Source organism: Paenibacillus catalpae, assembly GCF_900112695.1.
Taxonomy (GTDB): domain Bacteria; phylum Bacillota; class Bacilli; order Paenibacillales; family Paenibacillaceae; genus Pristimantibacillus; species Pristimantibacillus catalpae.
In genome coordinates this window covers 799806-815314 of the sequence record NZ_FOMT01000003.1, presented here as the reverse complement: position 1 = coordinate 815314, position 15509 = coordinate 799806, and the positions used below count along the sequence as shown (strand labels likewise).

Here is a 15509-nt window from a genome sequence, read left to right as displayed (position 1 = left end):
CTAATATTGTGTTAATTTACTCCAAAACATCAACCCTCTTGATTATACATATTAATGCATTAATATTCATCCCAAGGCATTTTCTTAGTATTTTTGAAAATTTCTTCTCTTTAATTTTGATGTTCTTCTCAATAATTCTGACGTCACACAGTCGGTGTGTGACGTCAGAATTGCTGAAAATACACTAAGGAAAAAGCTTGATTTATCAATAATCGCTTTCATAATTACTGAGAAAGCGATTTCTAAAAAGCTTTATAATAAGCCCGGTTTTCTTAATTTCTGAGAATATCCGCATATGTCGCTTTGCATATTTATACATGAAATGTATAGAGCTTAAAGCAGTATTAATTCAACACAAAAATCCCGATCAGCAGTGCTGATCGGGATTTCTTATTAGCGGAGAACTCTAAGTTTATTAGATTACGTTTAAAAATTCGCTACGCCTAGTAATTTCTGTAGATAAGCTCTCCGACATGTTAGAGCCTACACAAATGTATTGAACATCCGTATTAATATTTAGATATCTTAATAACTCGAATATCTCGAAGATATTTTTGCTAGCTTCTAATTCTTGTATATTATCAAAAACAAAGTGAGAGATCTTCTTTCTCATCAGTTCCGAACATAACAGGTGGACCAAGTAATCATTTTGATATTGTTTTACAAAAGGAACTTCTATCGCATGCAACAATTGAAGTATCAACGATTTAGTAGATCTAGTAGACATTAGATTCATATAAATTGCATAAACATTATCCTTGCAGTACCTCTTAAGTACAAAAGAATTCCCAATTGTATGTTCTGCTGTCAAAAAGCAAAACACTTTATCGTTACTCTCATTCAGAAAGTTGGATATTAAGAGATGAGTTTTCTCGTAGCTTAGTTGTTGACTCAGGACAATAACCTCCAAAAATCACTTAATACCTAGAAGTATTGTCACAATAACAGAATTTTAAACCTCATACTTACTATTTATCACTCCTTTAATCTTTCTGCAGATTTTCTAAGCTGATCTGCTGTCGCTTCTGCTCTCTTATTTGTTTCTCTTCTTTTTCTCTAATTAATTCATCTTCCCTATCTTTTAATGCTTGGTCATAGATTTCCTGAAGTTATTTCAAAGTGCCTTTCCAATTACTATATGGGTAATACTCACCCCACACTTTATAAGGAATGTTTTTTGTTTCCTGACACTTATAGATACAGACAGTCGAAAGTCATTTAAACATCGGTAAAACTACAAAAATACAAAGCACTTACTGAATATTAAACAGTGATATTCGAAAAGCTGAAATCAATAGCGACATTCCCAAAGCCTGGATCTAACACCAGACTCGATTAAGGACCTGGTAGCTTTATTTTCATATAAGTAATGTTACAACAGGTTATTACGTCGGCTGCTATCGTGTGTTGAGCTATTGTCTCCCGTTAGAATTCCTGTAAAACGAATAATTTGGAGTTTGAACAAAAATGAGCGCCTCTGTACGATGGGTTACGCACGAGGTCAAAAGCCTCAAAAAGCCCATCAGGAGGTCGCTCTACTATAAAGTTTAAGGCACAAGACAAGCAACATCAACTCATTAAAAACATTACCGTTTCTCACCTTGTCGTAGGCGTAGACATCGCCCAGAAAGCATCTTTAGTTACAGGAGCATCCTGGAACCGTTATTTAGTTAATAATAATATAATGGATGGAGCACTCTGCTCCATCCTTCCAGAATGCCTTTTAATAATCTTCCTTGAATACCGGAACGATGCGGATGTCGAAGGTGAACGACTTCTCATCTAGACGGTATTGCTGAAGCAACTCGGGACCGCAGGAATTCGATCCTACGCCGCTCATTTTGTAATCAGCATGAACAATTGTCTTACCACTTTTCTTAAGAAGATGCGAATGAGTCTTCTCTGTCAACTCTTCCGGAGTATAGCGGCTTGCATTAAAGGAGAAAGCCCCACTAACCTGCTCAAATCTGAGGCCCATGCCTTGTTCATTTGATGCGACCATCCATTCCGTACCGTATCTCGAACCATTTTCCTGAGGGAATATGTAATTCTCGAACATATCGTCAACCATCGTCAAATACACGCCTTTTTTCGCGCTGCGGCGTTTGTCCACGTAACTCTCATGCGGACCAAATCCGGCATATTCAATCTCTTCGGTTGCTTCCGACATTTCCAAACGTAGGCCAAAACGTGGCAGGAACACAAGTTCTTCGCGCACATCAACAGAAACGGACAATGTTGCTACACCATTGCCGTCGAAACGCCATACGGCCTCGCCTTTTAGAATGGGGTAGAAAATATAGCCACTTAATGCAAAACTTACTTTTACTTCTACAGTAGACTCATCTGGTTGCGACCAAGAAGTGCCATACACCTTCATGCCGACACGATCATAACCTTCAGCGATCCATTTGACTTTTACATTCCGGTCGTTATCGGTTGGTGCTCTCCAGATCGTGAAGGAAGCCGGGGCTGTCAGCAACTCGATACCGTGCTTGGAGAGGCCTGTTAATGTTCCTTTACGCAGGTTGAAGGTATGGCGGAACCCTTCTCCTTCCAATAGGAGTGACTCATCTTCTTCTTTTGCTGTAATAGCGGGGACAGTCGCGTGTACAGCAGGAGCCTGCGGAGCGTCATATTCGAATTGGGCAAAAGATAATTCGTAACCAGCTTCAGCCCATACCGTCTCATTCTTCTGTCTAACGGAGAATGTCAGGATGCCTCCACCTTTATAGGAGGACACCTCGTCCAATTGAATCGTGCCATATTGCTTAGGCTGGATATCAAGTTGCGTAATTTGACCTTGCTTCAGTATGCGACCGGCTGTATTCTCGAGCTTCCAGTGCAGGACAACGCCTGACAGGTCAATGAAATCGTATAGATTGGTCACTTTGTACAATCCCTGCTGCTGACCCACAGCTTCAATTACAACAGGTGTAATGACCTGCTTCAACTCAAGTAATCCGATATGCGGTTTACGATCCGGTGTGACGAGACCGTCGAGGCAGAAATTACCGTCATTGGGCTTATCGCCAAAGTCGCCGCCATAAGCGTAGAACGGTTTACCTTCAGCGGTATAGGTCAATGCCCCATGGTCATTCCATTCCCATACACAACCACCCATTAATTTCGGATAAGCGTAGAACACATCCCAATATTCTTTCAGGTCGCCAGGGCCGTTGCCCATCGCATGGCTGTATTCGCACAGGAATAACGGCTTCGTATTGGCAGGGTCGGCACCGTATTGTTGAACTTCTTCTACCGAAGCATACATCCGACTGTTCACATCAAGCGTTTCGACATTTGGATTGCCCTTATACACGTGTGCGGCACCTTCGTAATGAACAGGACGCGAAGGATCACGGCGACGTGTCCAATCCTGCATAGCGATATGGTTTTCTCCATAACCGGATTCATTGCCCATAGACCACATTACGATACAAGCATGATTTTTGTCTCGCTCTACCATACGAACCGCACGGTCAATAAAGGCATCGCGCCATGCCGAGTTGGTTGACAGTGTATGGAACGATCCCGGTTTCCATGGTGCCGCACTTGCTATACCATGGCATTCCAGATCGGCCTCATCAATAACGTAAAAACCATATTCATCGCACAAATCAAGGAAACGCGGATCATTCGGATAATGAGAGGTGCGGATCGTATTGATGTTGTGACGTTTCATAAGATTCAAATCTTTGATCATATGATTGATTGGGATAGTCTGGCCAAGCACTGGATGAGAATCATGGCGATTTACGCCTTTCAGTTTCACAGCCGCCCCATTAATACGGAATACACCATCGATAATCTCGATTCGGCGGAAGCCTACCGCAAATGAAAGAACCTCTTCCCCTGCATGGACAACCAGTCGATACAAATATGGGTTTTCCGCATTCCAGAGAATCGGATTAGCAAGCTCCAGACCGATCGTTCCTGAGTCATGAACACTGCCCTCGCCAGATGCTATCACTTCCCCTTCAGCATTGTTTAGCTCCAATTTCACCGTGACGTCCCCGCCGGCCGTCTCGATTGCGACATTGACTATCGCTTTAGAGAAATCCTCATTCGAGTCCTGCTTGAGCTCAATATCTCGGATTCGTTTCGCATCCCGGGCTAGCAGATAGACATCGCGGAAAATACCCGTATAGCGCCAGCAATCCTGGTCTTCAATATACGTTCCGTCGCACCATTTGAGTACGAGGACGGCAACCTTGTTAGCACCCGGTTTTACGAATGCCGTCAGATCAAATTCCGCTGGCACACGACTGCCTTGGCTATAGCCGACGAGTTGGCCGTTCACCCATAAGTAGAAGCAGGAATTAACACCTTCAAATACGATATGCGTTTGTTTACCAATCCAAGTGTCAGGAACATGGAATTCACGCACGTAAGCGCCAGCCGGGTTCTCCTCCGGTACGAATGGCGGATCACAAGGGATCGGGTAATTGAAGTTTGTATATTGCATTTGATCATATCCATTCGTTTGCCAGCATGAAGGAACAATAAGGCTATCCCAATTCCCTACATTCGCATCCGTTTCATAAAACGGCTCTTTAACATCATAGACACTGTTAAAATAACGAAAAGCCCAATTGCCATTCAAAGTCCGATAAAATGGTGAATGTCCTCGTTTGCCGGAAGCAGCCGCTTCAGCGTCTGCATACGGTACGAAAGCCGTTCTAGCATCCTCTCTGTTTAGATGCATGACCTCAAGATTTTCCCAAAGCTTCGGTATATTAATCATCATCTGCGTCTCCTTTATCATGTGTTACTATCCTCTAGTATAAATTCTGATATACTGTTCGTAGTAGAAACCAAAAGCGACATTTTATAGTATAAAAGGGACATAGGATGCGGAAGGAGGATGACGATGAAACTGCTTACACTCCGAACTAATGTGTTGTCAGAGCATGTAGAAGAGAGGCTTCTATTCTCCGTCTATACAGTCGGAACTGAAGAGCAGCAAGCGACGGTACGTATGGAAGGATTTTCGGCTTACCAGTTGATCGTTACTTTCTCCGGAAAAGGCAGGTTTAGGCTACTCGGACAGTCTAAATGGGACATTTGTAACGCTAATCAAATTCTGTATATACCGGCAGATATACCACATGAATATATCTCAGAAGGCTATGAGCCTTGGAATGTCGGCTTCATTAGTTTCTCTGCAGAAGCCGAGGCGCTTCGCGCATGGAAGTTGGGAGATGTGCCCAAGTTATTCATAGCACAGCAAACAGACCGTTTATTTGATCTAATTGAACAAATATGGTGTCAGTCTGGCGCCAACCATGATTACTGGCGGTCATCCGAGTTATTTCTCTCTTTCCTATCCGAAATAGTGAAGCAGCGCCATAAGAGCTCAACTGACCGTCAATTTCAAGGTACAAACACCGTAGCCCATGCGGCTGCCCGTTTCCTGCGCGATCATGTGAACCGTCCCGAAACGACTATCACCAGCTTAGCCGAGCAACTTGGTTACTCGCGGAAACAGCTGACAAGGCTGTTTCTTAGCACTTACCATACGACTCCGCTCCAATATTTGAAAAAGCAGCGATTACTAGGCGCAGCCAGACTGCTAAAAGCTCATCCTGAATGGCCTGTAACTGAAATTGCCAGACAGGTCGGAATGGAAACCGTTTATTTCTCCCGTGCCTTTCGGCTAAAATTTGGCGTTACTCCAAAGGAATTCAGAGAAGTACCTTTTGAATTTAAAGAGTAAATGAAAATAGAGCGTTATTAAACTCGAAGTGAAAATGGATAGACTAACAGCCGTACAGTGTTGAACTGTACGGCTGTTTATTGATCATACCTTTATTAATTAATTCGATAGTAGCAATAAGATATCGCTTCATCCATAAGCACTTTATGCTTTATCCTGTGGTCAACATTTTCAAACATATTTAGCAAGGCAGTTTTTGCCAATTTATTTCTGATCATATCATGGGAATCGTCATGGTTAGAAAAGGTCTCCAGACTTTCTTCAACGGAAAGGCCTTTCCATTTGGAGAAAACTGATGCCCACTGTACGGGGTCAATATGGCTGTAAGCAGATGGAAACGGACAGGATGCCCATCCTGACCAGCCGCTACTATAGAGATGGAGCCAAATGACACGTGGCGGCGGGGCCGGCTTCTTGCTCGGGTATGGTCGTACAGGATGACAGATAAAGATTTCGACATAAGCTATTTTTTGATGAATGGCTAAGAGTCTAGGTCTAGAGTAAGGCTCAGCGTGCAAGATCATATAATAGGATCACTCCTGATAGAAAGCTATTGTCTGGTATATGAGGAATATTACGCCTACCGCAGTGGATTGTAAACTCTAAAATAATGTTCATTAGCGGTTTTTGACGGTTTAACCTGCATGGCAACGAATTCATTTTGGTTCAATATTCAAATGGATACTTCTTGCTTCCGTTAGCACAGAAATACGCAGTTCCTAACGTACATTCTCATCATGCATTCGTTTATTAGTGAACCAGTTTTTCTATATTGCGTATAAATCACTTTTGAGAACACTACCACTGATAGAATTACTTTTTAAGGTATTTGATAAAATCAAAAATCGCCTTACGGTGCAGTGTCCCAAGGCGATTAGAATTTAATTAGGTAGTTTTTATTCAAAAAAATCTAGTTTTTACCTGTCTGGGTATATATCCCCCTCGATATGCTTGCGGCGCCATCTCCACGATAAATGCTTCCGGTTCAATTTCTTGAATTCTGTCAAGCAGACGTACCGCCCACTTGCGACGAATGACAACCATCATCATCAACCGCTCTTGTTCTTTTCCCAGAACTGTCCATTCGGTAACCCCGATACCACCAAGTTCCCGCAGCTGCTGAGGCAAATTAGTAGAAATGGATGTGATAATTTGAAGTTGAGTATATCCTAGTGCTAGTCTTTCTTCAATCATACTACCGGCAATGGATCCGGTTGCATAGCCCAATGCGTAAACAATGATCCTCAAAGGGTCATCAAATTGAGTTACTACCATGCTTAGAGCAACAATATTTAAGGACTGCTCCAAAATACAAATTGCCGCTGAGGTGTACTTTTTGCCCTTTACAAGAATAATCCATCTAAATGTCATTACAGTTACAAATAGAAATTCAAAAACAAATATACTGATTAGATCCCAATTCATTCTTCCAACCATCCCCCTATTATCTTTTTATTGGTTGTTTCACGAGTCGAGCAGGATGCCATGCATGAAATAATACTGTAAGAATGAGTATGGGCATCATAGAATTAGTCCCTAGATTTTTCTATATAAGACTAAGCTGTCTTCCTGCATGATGTAACGCATTCAGTGCAAAATCAAGATCCTCACGTGTATGCTTAGCTGTAATAATAAAACGAACACGTCCTTTATCCATCGCCACGGTCGGATAGACAATTCCTTGAGCAAAGACACCTTCCTGCAACAGCAAATCAGAGAATTTCATCGTCAACGCAGGATTCCCCACGATAATTGGTATAATCGGTGTTTCACTCATTCCGGTATTAAACCCAAGCGCCTGCACTTTTGAACGAAAATACGTTGCATTTTCCCAAAGTTTTTCGATAAGGTCTCCACTTTGCTGCAGCACTCGAATTGCAGCAAAGCAAGTAGCTGTTACCGCAGGCACTTGGGAGGTGCTGAATAGAAAAGGACGCGCTTTATGGATTAGATAATCTTTAAGAATTTGATCACAAGCAACATAACCTCCAACAGCTCCAATAGCCTTCGAAAGTGTGCCGATTTGGATGTGTACGCGACCATGCAGTCCAAAATGGTCCGTCGAACCTTTCCCATTCTTACCGAGCACACCGCTCGCATGAGCATCATCTACGTATACAAATGCATCGTATTTCTCAGCAAGTTCTACAATTGTCGGCAGCGGTGCGATGTCGCCATCCATGCTGAATACACCGTCCGTCACAACAATACGCTTCTTAAAGCCAGCGCTAGCTTGTAAAGCTGCTTCCAACTGATCCATGTTTTTATGAGCAAAAACCTTTCGGTGCGCTTTCGTCAAACGAATGCCATCAATAATACTTGCATGATTCAACTCATCACTAATCACGACATCCTCAGCTCCAAGCAGCGATCCTAGAACACCTTGATTGGCAGTGAAACCCGATTGAAACACAAGGGCAGCTTCAGTTCCTTTAAATCGTGCAAGTTCAAGCTCAAAATAATGTTGAATATCAAGCGTACCTGTAATGGTACGCACGGAACCGCTTCCAACTCCATATTTATCTATAGCCTGGATGGCCGCTTTTTTCATTCTAGGATGATTCGTTAGCCCCAAATAATTGTTAGACGACATTTGCAGAACAGAGCGTCCCTTCAACGTCATCCATGCATTTGAACCGCTTTCCCATACGGTTAGAGGACGATAACGCCCTTCCTTCTTTAATTGCTCCAACTCCTGCTCTAATGTATTCCAATCAGCCATGGATCACACACTCCTTTAATGATGACAAAGATTCATCTGTGTCATGTAAAAAAACGATTTTTCCACATTGTCCTGATATCATCAGTTCAAATGCTTTTTCATAATCTTCTAGCGAGAAGGTATGGGTAATTAGTAGTTTTAAATCAATACGATTCTGTTCTAATAGACCTTTTAATTGATACCAAGTCTGGTACATGCGTCGTCCTGTAATCCCTTCCACTCGTAAACCTTTGAAAATGATATGTCGCGATAAATCAAGAGGCACCTCTTGCGTTGGTATGCCAAGTAAAGATACACGAGCCGCGGAGGCGGATACCTCAAAACCATCACGAATGGCATCGGGGAATCCTGACATTTCTAGGACAACTTCAGCCCCTTCGCCTCCCGTGTAGGAGCGAATCGCATCGACCATAGATTCTTCTCGGCTGTTGATGGTATAGTCTGCACCCATTTTCTTAGCAAGCAACAACCGATACGGATTCACATCCACAGCTATCACCATCCCTGCCCCACTGGCCTTGGCAACGGTAACTGCCATTAAACCAATCGGACCTGTACCGATAATGATGACGGACTTCCCCACGATGTCGCCTGACAAAACGGTTTGTACGGCATTTCCGAGAGGATCCTGCAGACATGCGATCTCAAAAGGCATATCTTTTTTATTGATAATGATATTCGACGCCTTAACAACTGCATATTCCGCAAAACAGCCTGGCGCAGTGATGCCGAAGCTTACTGTATACGGGCATACGTGTGCGTTTCCCGTGCGACAAGCCTTACAAACGCCACAAACCATATGACCTTCTGCGGAAACGTGATCCCCCATTTTTACATTACTCACTTGACTGCCAACCTTTTCAACCACACCAGCGAATTCATGACCAAACACATTCGGAGTAACGACTACGCTTTCCGCCCATTGGTCCCATCTGTAGATATGTACATCCGTCCCGCAAATGGAGGTTGCTTTTATCTTAACAAGCACTTCGTCGGGGCCACACTCTGGAATCGGAATTTCCCTTAATACCGCCCCAGGTGCCCTTACCTCTTTAACTAACCCGATCATCGTACCTTTCATTTACATACCCCCTTATAAGCAAAATGGACAGTATAACATCATTTCGTGCGTTATAACGTATACAATATATTATACATATGGACCATATATTGTACAGATAAATTTGAAAATAATTCGAAGCTATGCTAAATTTGCTTTATACTTGATGTACTGGAAAGAGAGGAGCATATCCATGGCTCAAGAACAACAAATTCATAGAAAAATAGGAAAGAACCTTCAAAATATTCGTAAAGCAAGATCCCTTAGCCTGGATCAGGTCGCAGAACTTACAGGCGTCAGCAAAGCGATGCTCGGACAAATAGAGCGTGGTGATTCAAATCCCACCATTTCAATTTTGTGGAAAATCGTTAATGGACTGCATATTTCCTTTACTTCGTTAATTGAGGATAATGTCCCAAAAGTAACCCATATCCGCCTCGATGAGATCGAACCCTTGTTAGAGGAGGACGGAAAATACCGATCATTTCCCATCGTTCCTTTTGAGCAAAATAAACAATTTGAAATCTATTCCGTTGAAATTGACGTTGGTTGTACATATGCCTCTGAGGCCCATTATGAAGGCGTCGAGGAATATATATTAATGACCAGCGGTGCGTTGAAACTACGTATCCAGGATGAAGCATACGCATTGAAGGCGGGAGACGCCATTCATTTTTCAGCGGATCAACCTCATGTCTATGAAAACATTGCCGATGAGAAAACGAAGTTCAACACCATTATTTGCTATCCTGTATAAAAGTTGCTTTAACCCCCGGGGTATAGGAAAGTAGGCTTAAAAAGAGGGAGCTTGCCATATGGCAAGCTCCCTCTACTGTTATGTTCGATTGCTTTTTTGCGATGCGAAATTCTCCGCTACCTTGCAATTTTTAGCCTCTGCCGGTCAGCACTACCGATGCCAAGTGGCAAGCTCATAGCACCTAAGAATACAATTAAAGCTGCTCCAATTAAAGCAGTCAAGTAACTACCATTGCCCGATATCAAATGACCTGCAATAAGCGGTCCGATAATTTGCCCGAGGCCAAAGGACGTAGTCAATAAACCGATTATTCTGCGGTTATTCTGCGGGTATATATCTTTGGCATAAGCAACAAACAACATCGTAATACCCATAAAGGTTGCACCGAATAGGATAGCCCCTACGAATATAGAAGCTTTAGAAGGAGAAACGACAGGAAGTGCAATTCCTATGGATTGTAGAAGCATAGCGACGGTCAACATCCACTTCTTCCCCCATTGAGAAGAAAGCATCGACCAAATAACACAAGAAGGTGCGGCAGCGATCCCAACAAGCATCCAACTAAGGGACGCGATATTCGGTATGCTTGACACCGACTTAGCGTAGGCGACAAGATAAGTACCGGTCACAATGTATCCCAAACCTTCAAGTCCATAGGCAATTGTTAAACAAATTAAGATTCGTCGAATAGCAGGAGATGTTGGGTTATTAGTAGTTGAAACCAATTTCGCACCTTTTTGAATTCCACCTAATCCGTACCAAGATACCAATCCCAAGATGAGGCTGATTAGACCAAGACCTTTCCAGATGTCAATCCATGCTCCGTTATGAGCAAGCAACGGTACAGAAATACCGGTCAGAAACACGCCTGCTCCCACTCCCCCATAGAATATTCCGGCTTGCATGGAAGTTACTCGATCCATAATCATGCTTGAAGCGATGACAAACACAACAGCACTTGCCAGACCAGATAAGAACCGAAGCAATAGCCACAATTCGAGACTATGAAATTCCCCCATTCCCCACGTTGTTGCAATACTTATGATTAGTCCGACAAATAATAGCATGGATCGATTTTTCACCTGAACTAAGGTCAGAACAAAAGCGCCTAATAAATATCCTAAATAATTGCTTGAAGCCAAATACCCTGCACCAGTTGCTGAGAATAAATGATGTTCCATCATAATCGGCAGGATAGGAGTAAATGCGAACCTTCCAATTCCCATCGCAACCATCATAGCTGCTATCCCACCGAGTAGTACGATTAAGGTAGGTTTTCTCATTATGCATTCCTCTTCTCTTTGGACAGCATCCAATTCTGGTTGACCTTCTCACCAATCTGTCCATTCCATTCATGTTGTAAATTCGCGGACGATGTTAGTCATTTATAGTTGATTTCGCTCAAAATAATCAACGATAAATTGCTTAAACTTTAAGGCAACGGGCGATAAATATCGCCCTTCTATTGAAGCAAGTCCAATACTACGTTGACAATTTGGTTCATGTAGTCGAACTTTTGCGATTTTATCTTTGTTAAATGCCGTATTCGCCAAGAGAGATACACCTAAACCTGCTGCGACAAGCCCTGCTGCAGTCGCAACTTCGTCGCTTTCGAATGTAATCTTCGGTATGATCCTTTTTTCATTGCGATAAACGGTTCATCTGCAATATTATTTAACGTTATTTTTCCGACTTTTGCCAAAGGATGATCGCATGAGAAGAAAGCATAGATATCTTCGTACCATAAAGGAATCCAAATAATTAGGTATTTGATATCCGCCGGTTCCGCCACCATTCCCTGTACAGAAGCAAAAGCCTTACTGATCACTGGTATTAACTGTTCGCCTCTTATGAACTTCACGGCGATTTCTTCTTAAAGTATACCGCCATTTAGCTATCATGAAAAATGCGAAAAAATGATATCTAATATCTTATTTGTAGATGTCTGATAAATATCATTCATCTGTTCCTGTCTGTAATTACAGACAGGATACTCTTTCTTATCCAATTTTTTTGAACTTGAAGTTATTCTTTCGCCCGTCTTAGTGAGGCACAGGGTGTTTATTGAATTTTCTTTTAACAATATAGACCAAAGAAATGAATAGTGGTATAAGTACCCCATTGGTCAAATCCCAATACATCCATGGGGTTACAATCGTTCTTAGGTAATAAAGTACGTCAGGAGCTATGACAAAAGCCAAGCCAAAGATCAGAAGCCCTCCCGGAAAATAGAGAGGTTTTTTTTGTTTTAGTTTAAAAAGCTGCGCTATGCCAATTGTAAAGGCATAAAAAAATATGACCACTTTAAAAAACGTTGTAATTAAATAAGTAATAGCCATTAGCACTTCAATTCTTTGCAAGAAATTACCTATGCTAATCTTTTGAGCCAACACATACATGGAATAGGTGCTATATGCCGTCAAATTTGTACCTAAGACAGTAAGAGAAACCGTTGTAATAATTGAAAATATAAGTCCGGCTGCAATCGTTACAAACAGCACGTCCCTTGATAAATGAGGTTGTCTGTTAACATGTGGAGTAATCATAAGAAACGCTGACATTTCGCAAAATGGAAACGTAAATCCAGTCAGCATCCCATGGATGATAGGTAGTAACCCGTGTTCCCCAACTGGTTTCAAGCGATGGAATTCAACTTGTGGTAGCACACACAAAACAAGAATGGCGGCTGCCATTAGAAAAAAAGGAAGTATAATTTCGCTGCTTCTTCCAATAGCCTCTATTCCCGCCTTCATCGCCCAAAGCATTAGTAAAATAATTAATAAATGTACAACATTGTGCGGGGTAGACATAAAGATCTGTGTAGTCAGAAACCCCCCAATCTCCCGTACAAGATAGGAACAAACCATCAGGAAGTAAAAGAGATACCAAATGGAAAGGATAAACCCTGGTACAACACCAAGTACCTTCATGCATGTTTCAATCAACGACAAGTCCGGATAGATTCGATCTGCTGCATACAGACAGGCAATCACAAATAAACCTCCAATAATCCCTAGTAACGAAGAGATCCATGCATCCTGATGTGCTAAGGAAGCAAGTAGAGAAGGATAAAGTTGAAACATGTCACCTACTGTACACATAAAAATGAGAACAACCAACTGTCTTGAACTAAGTCTTTCTTTTTCCAGCAAACTATCCCCTCTTTTATCAAAACCAGCCACTGAAAAACTGATTTACAGGATGATAAATATACTCAATTAGCTTTAAGGGACTAGGTGTTTTCAACTCATTGACAGCAATTAAGCTGAAATAAACACCTAGAATAAGCATCAATAGAAAAACGACAGCCTCTCTCCCCTGCCCTTGCCGGAATAGACGAGGTAACTCCCGAAAAGCCATAGCAGAAGCAGTACAAAGGACTAGTGCGGAGGCCAACAATACATTCACTCCTTCATACTTTTCTGAAATGTGTCCATTAAAGCGCCCATCTTGCCAATTCTCGTATTCACATTGTAATCAATTTCTAATGTCATAAATGTGTCATCCCAATTTTTTTCTAGCCTCCTCCAAGCATTCGGATCTGATTCATGAATGAGTTGTCCGAAACCGAAGATATCGATCCTAAACCTTCTACGCGCGGAGTCAACCGCTAATTCCATTAGCTCAATGATCCTTTCGCTACTTCTTTGTTCGAGATCCCGAAGGTCTTGTGGGGAACTAATTTTCATCGTCGTTCCCTTAACTTCCGTCAAACGAAGTGAAGCCGTTACATTAACTCGAATTTTAGGGCTGCCCTTCACTACTAATCCTTTGATAACCGTTTTGCTTCTAATTAAATGGAGTCCAATACGTTCACCTCCTGGCATATTAAGATACCCAGCTGTTTCTCTAATATGGTTTTTAAAATAGTTATAACCTTTACTTTCTTCTTCAGAAAGCCATCCAATCAACCGGTCCTTCTTAAAAACCCCCAGTCCTGAGAAACGTAACCGGGTAATCGGTTGTGTCTGTTCGATATTCTTTTCGTTATCTCCTACACCGTCCTGAAAATCTCCAACCATCTGTATTCCCGTCATTACAGTGGAACCACTATTCAATAAGTTGTCCATTAATGTATCTATAGTCACCTTGGTTGTAGGAGCCCACGATTCCGACGAAGCATCTAATGAAGCAAACATCTTATTGGCAGGAATCCTCTCCATAGGGGTTGTAACTTTCAAAATATCTGATGCTCTTTTTCCTTTGGCCACTGCTACATAGAAGTCTGATCGGGTCGTTGGCTCCCGAACCATCGTTTCGACTATTTCAGAGATACCCTTTCGAGCAAAACTTTCGCCAAAAATGAGCATCCTGATATGTCCCAAATAAACTCTTCGAGGGCTAATTTCAGTCATTTTTTGTATAGCCTGCAACAAAGTCGGCGCAACAGCCTCATAAACCGTAACACTGGTACCGCCTTTACCAGCGGACTGACTGGAGGCTACTTCCGATGGAATTACCACCTGAGCAGTCACCTTAAGATGGTCTTTTGGCGCGGTATCTACACCTATTGCGACAGCAATACCAACCTCGTTTAATTCTTTCCGATCCCAGCAGCCTGTTATTGTTAAAGAAGACAGTGCCATAGTCAGAATAATAAAAAATACTCTTTGGATCACGGAATTCCCCACCTCGAAAACCAACTTTCAGTCGTGTTATCCGATGTTCACTAATTTGTCTGTATTCACAATATTTAAAGGACTCTGGACTACATATCTGACCACCTTAGGCATGTACTACTCAGAGGAGGTACAACCGCATTTCATAGTATAAACTGTGAATGTAAAATTATTCAAAATGTCAGTGTCTTTATCAGGCGAGGAGTTCTTCGTACGTTAGTTTGTATTCAGTGCAAATATGATTTAATTGTGTGCTTAATTTAAGCTATTACGCTTTTTCAGAGAAGATAAGATGGGCTATAGTCATCCATATATGAAGGACGAGGAGTAAGTAAGATTAACTAAGCAAAAATAGTTTGAAGTTATTTGAAAGTGGTATCAGAAAAACAATAATTTAAATGGTTCTTTTCGCCCGGTATTATTTTCTTTTCTTTTTGTTATTTAGATAAGTCAATTCCCAATATAATATCAATAAATGATCTATTCGTTGACTTAATTCAATAACATTGGGGTGAAGTAAATTATTACCGTTAATTGTTACTAGCTTAGAAAGCTCTTTTTTATAATGTTCAATCTGCTTCTCTAATAAGTAAACGGTTTCCAAATTCATTACATTGCCCCCTTAATCTCCC

The 15509-nt window shown here is 41.7% G+C and carries 13 protein-coding genes; 2 read left to right on the top strand and 11 right to left on the bottom strand.

Translation table 11 applies throughout. The annotated features are described in order from the left end of the window. Window positions 1-415: 415 nt before the first annotated feature. Window positions 416-823, bottom strand: a complete 408-nt coding sequence (locus tag BM200_RS30835; RefSeq protein WP_425434575.1) for an AAA family ATPase — start codon at window positions 821-823, stop codon at window positions 416-418. A 900-nt stretch (window positions 824-1723) separates the two neighbouring features. Further along, entirely contained in the window at window positions 1724-4750 is a 3027-nt protein-coding gene (locus tag BM200_RS17205; protein ID WP_342716410.1) for a glycoside hydrolase family 2 TIM barrel-domain containing protein, read from the bottom strand. Window positions 4751-4873: 123 nt separating this feature from the next. On the opposite strand from BM200_RS17205, the gene BM200_RS17200 reads away from it, so the two are divergent. After that, window positions 4874-5719 (top strand): AraC family transcriptional regulator, encoded by an 846-nt coding sequence (locus BM200_RS17200; protein WP_175532902.1) that lies wholly within the window; start codon window positions 4874-4876, stop codon window positions 5717-5719. Between the two features lie 900 nt (window positions 5720-6619). Here the strand turns inward: BM200_RS17200 and BM200_RS17190 are convergent. The 3 genes from BM200_RS17190 to tdh all read right to left on the bottom strand — a co-directional run bounded on the left by BM200_RS17190 (window position 6620) and on the right by tdh (window position 9522). Further along, window positions 6620-7144: a DUF2179 domain-containing protein gene (locus BM200_RS17190; protein ID WP_175532901.1), complete on the bottom strand. Its 525-nt coding sequence runs from the start codon at window positions 7142-7144 to the stop codon at window positions 6620-6622. A gap of 121 nt (window positions 7145-7265) precedes the next feature. Then, the gene (locus BM200_RS17185) at window positions 7266-8441 is read right to left on the bottom strand and encodes a glycine C-acetyltransferase (RefSeq protein WP_091187646.1); all 1176 of its coding nucleotides are present in this window, start codon (window positions 8439-8441) and stop codon (window positions 7266-7268) included. Then, complete coding sequence (gene tdh, locus BM200_RS17180) at window positions 8434-9522, bottom strand: L-threonine 3-dehydrogenase (protein WP_091187644.1); 1089 nt, start codon at window positions 9520-9522, stop codon at window positions 8434-8436. The genes BM200_RS17185 and tdh overlap by 8 nt, the downstream gene beginning before the upstream one ends. Window positions 9523-9694: 172 nt before the next feature. Between tdh and BM200_RS17175 the strand changes: the two genes are divergently transcribed. Next, window positions 9695-10258, top strand: a complete 564-nt coding sequence (locus tag BM200_RS17175) for a helix-turn-helix domain-containing protein (RefSeq protein WP_091187643.1) — start codon at window positions 9695-9697, stop codon at window positions 10256-10258. A gap of 116 nt (window positions 10259-10374) precedes the next feature. Here BM200_RS17175 and BM200_RS17170 read toward each other — a convergent pair whose 3' ends face one another. The 6 genes from BM200_RS17170 to BM200_RS17140 all read right to left on the bottom strand — a co-directional run bounded on the left by BM200_RS17170 (window position 10375) and on the right by BM200_RS17140 (window position 15487). Next, window positions 10375-11541, bottom strand: coding sequence for a YbfB/YjiJ family MFS transporter (locus BM200_RS17170; RefSeq protein ID WP_091187641.1), 1167 nt, complete (start codon window positions 11539-11541; stop codon window positions 10375-10377). 102 nt (window positions 11542-11643) lie between these two features. Continuing rightward, complete coding sequence (locus tag BM200_RS30830) at window positions 11644-11880, bottom strand: LysR substrate-binding domain-containing protein (RefSeq protein ID WP_425434578.1); 237 nt, start codon at window positions 11878-11880, stop codon at window positions 11644-11646. After that, complete coding sequence (locus BM200_RS17160) at window positions 11823-12119, bottom strand: type 2 periplasmic-binding domain-containing protein (RefSeq protein ID WP_139230794.1); 297 nt, start codon at window positions 12117-12119, stop codon at window positions 11823-11825. The genes BM200_RS30830 and BM200_RS17160 overlap by 58 nt, the downstream gene beginning before the upstream one ends. Before the next feature lie 181 nt (window positions 12120-12300). Next, on the bottom strand, window positions 12301-13410 hold the full coding sequence (locus BM200_RS17155; RefSeq protein WP_091187636.1) for a GerAB/ArcD/ProY family transporter: 1110 nt from the start codon (window positions 13408-13410) through the stop codon (window positions 12301-12303). 252 nt (window positions 13411-13662) lie between these two features. Next, window positions 13663-14877, bottom strand: a complete 1215-nt coding sequence (locus BM200_RS17145; protein ID WP_245773062.1) for a Ger(x)C family spore germination protein — start codon at window positions 14875-14877, stop codon at window positions 13663-13665. A 418-nt stretch (window positions 14878-15295) separates the two neighbouring features. Next, a complete protein-coding gene (locus tag BM200_RS17140; protein ID WP_091187632.1) occupies window positions 15296-15487 on the bottom strand; it encodes an aspartyl-phosphate phosphatase Spo0E family protein in 192 nt (63 codons plus the stop codon). Window positions 15488-15509 lie beyond the last annotated feature (22 nt).

Bases quoted from the DNA above. Each gene is read 5' to 3' on its own strand.
- BM200_RS17185 (WP_091187646.1), bottom strand. From the start codon at position 8,441: ATGGCTGATTGGAATACATTAGAGCAGGAGTTGGAGCAATTAAAGAAG.
- BM200_RS17175 (WP_091187643.1), top strand. From the start codon at position 9,695: ATGGCTCAAGAACAACAAATTCATAGAAAAATAGGAAAGAACCTTCAA.
- BM200_RS17170 (WP_091187641.1), bottom strand. From the start codon at position 11,541: ATGAGAAAACCTACCTTAATCGTACTACTCGGTGGGATAGCAGCTATG.
- BM200_RS17190 (WP_175532901.1), bottom strand. From the start codon at position 7,144: ATGAATTGGGATCTAATCAGTATATTTGTTTTTGAATTTCTATTTGTA.
- BM200_RS17205 (WP_342716410.1), bottom strand. From the start codon at position 4,750: ATGATGATTAATATACCGAAGCTTTGGGAAAATCTTGAGGTCATGCAT.
- tdh (WP_091187644.1), bottom strand. From the start codon at position 9,522: ATGAAAGGTACGATGATCGGGTTAGTTAAAGAGGTAAGGGCACCTGGG.
- BM200_RS17140 (WP_091187632.1), bottom strand. From the start codon at position 15,487: ATGAATTTGGAAACCGTTTACTTATTAGAGAAGCAGATTGAACATTAT.
- BM200_RS17200 (WP_175532902.1), top strand. From the start codon at position 4,874: ATGAAACTGCTTACACTCCGAACTAATGTGTTGTCAGAGCATGTAGAA.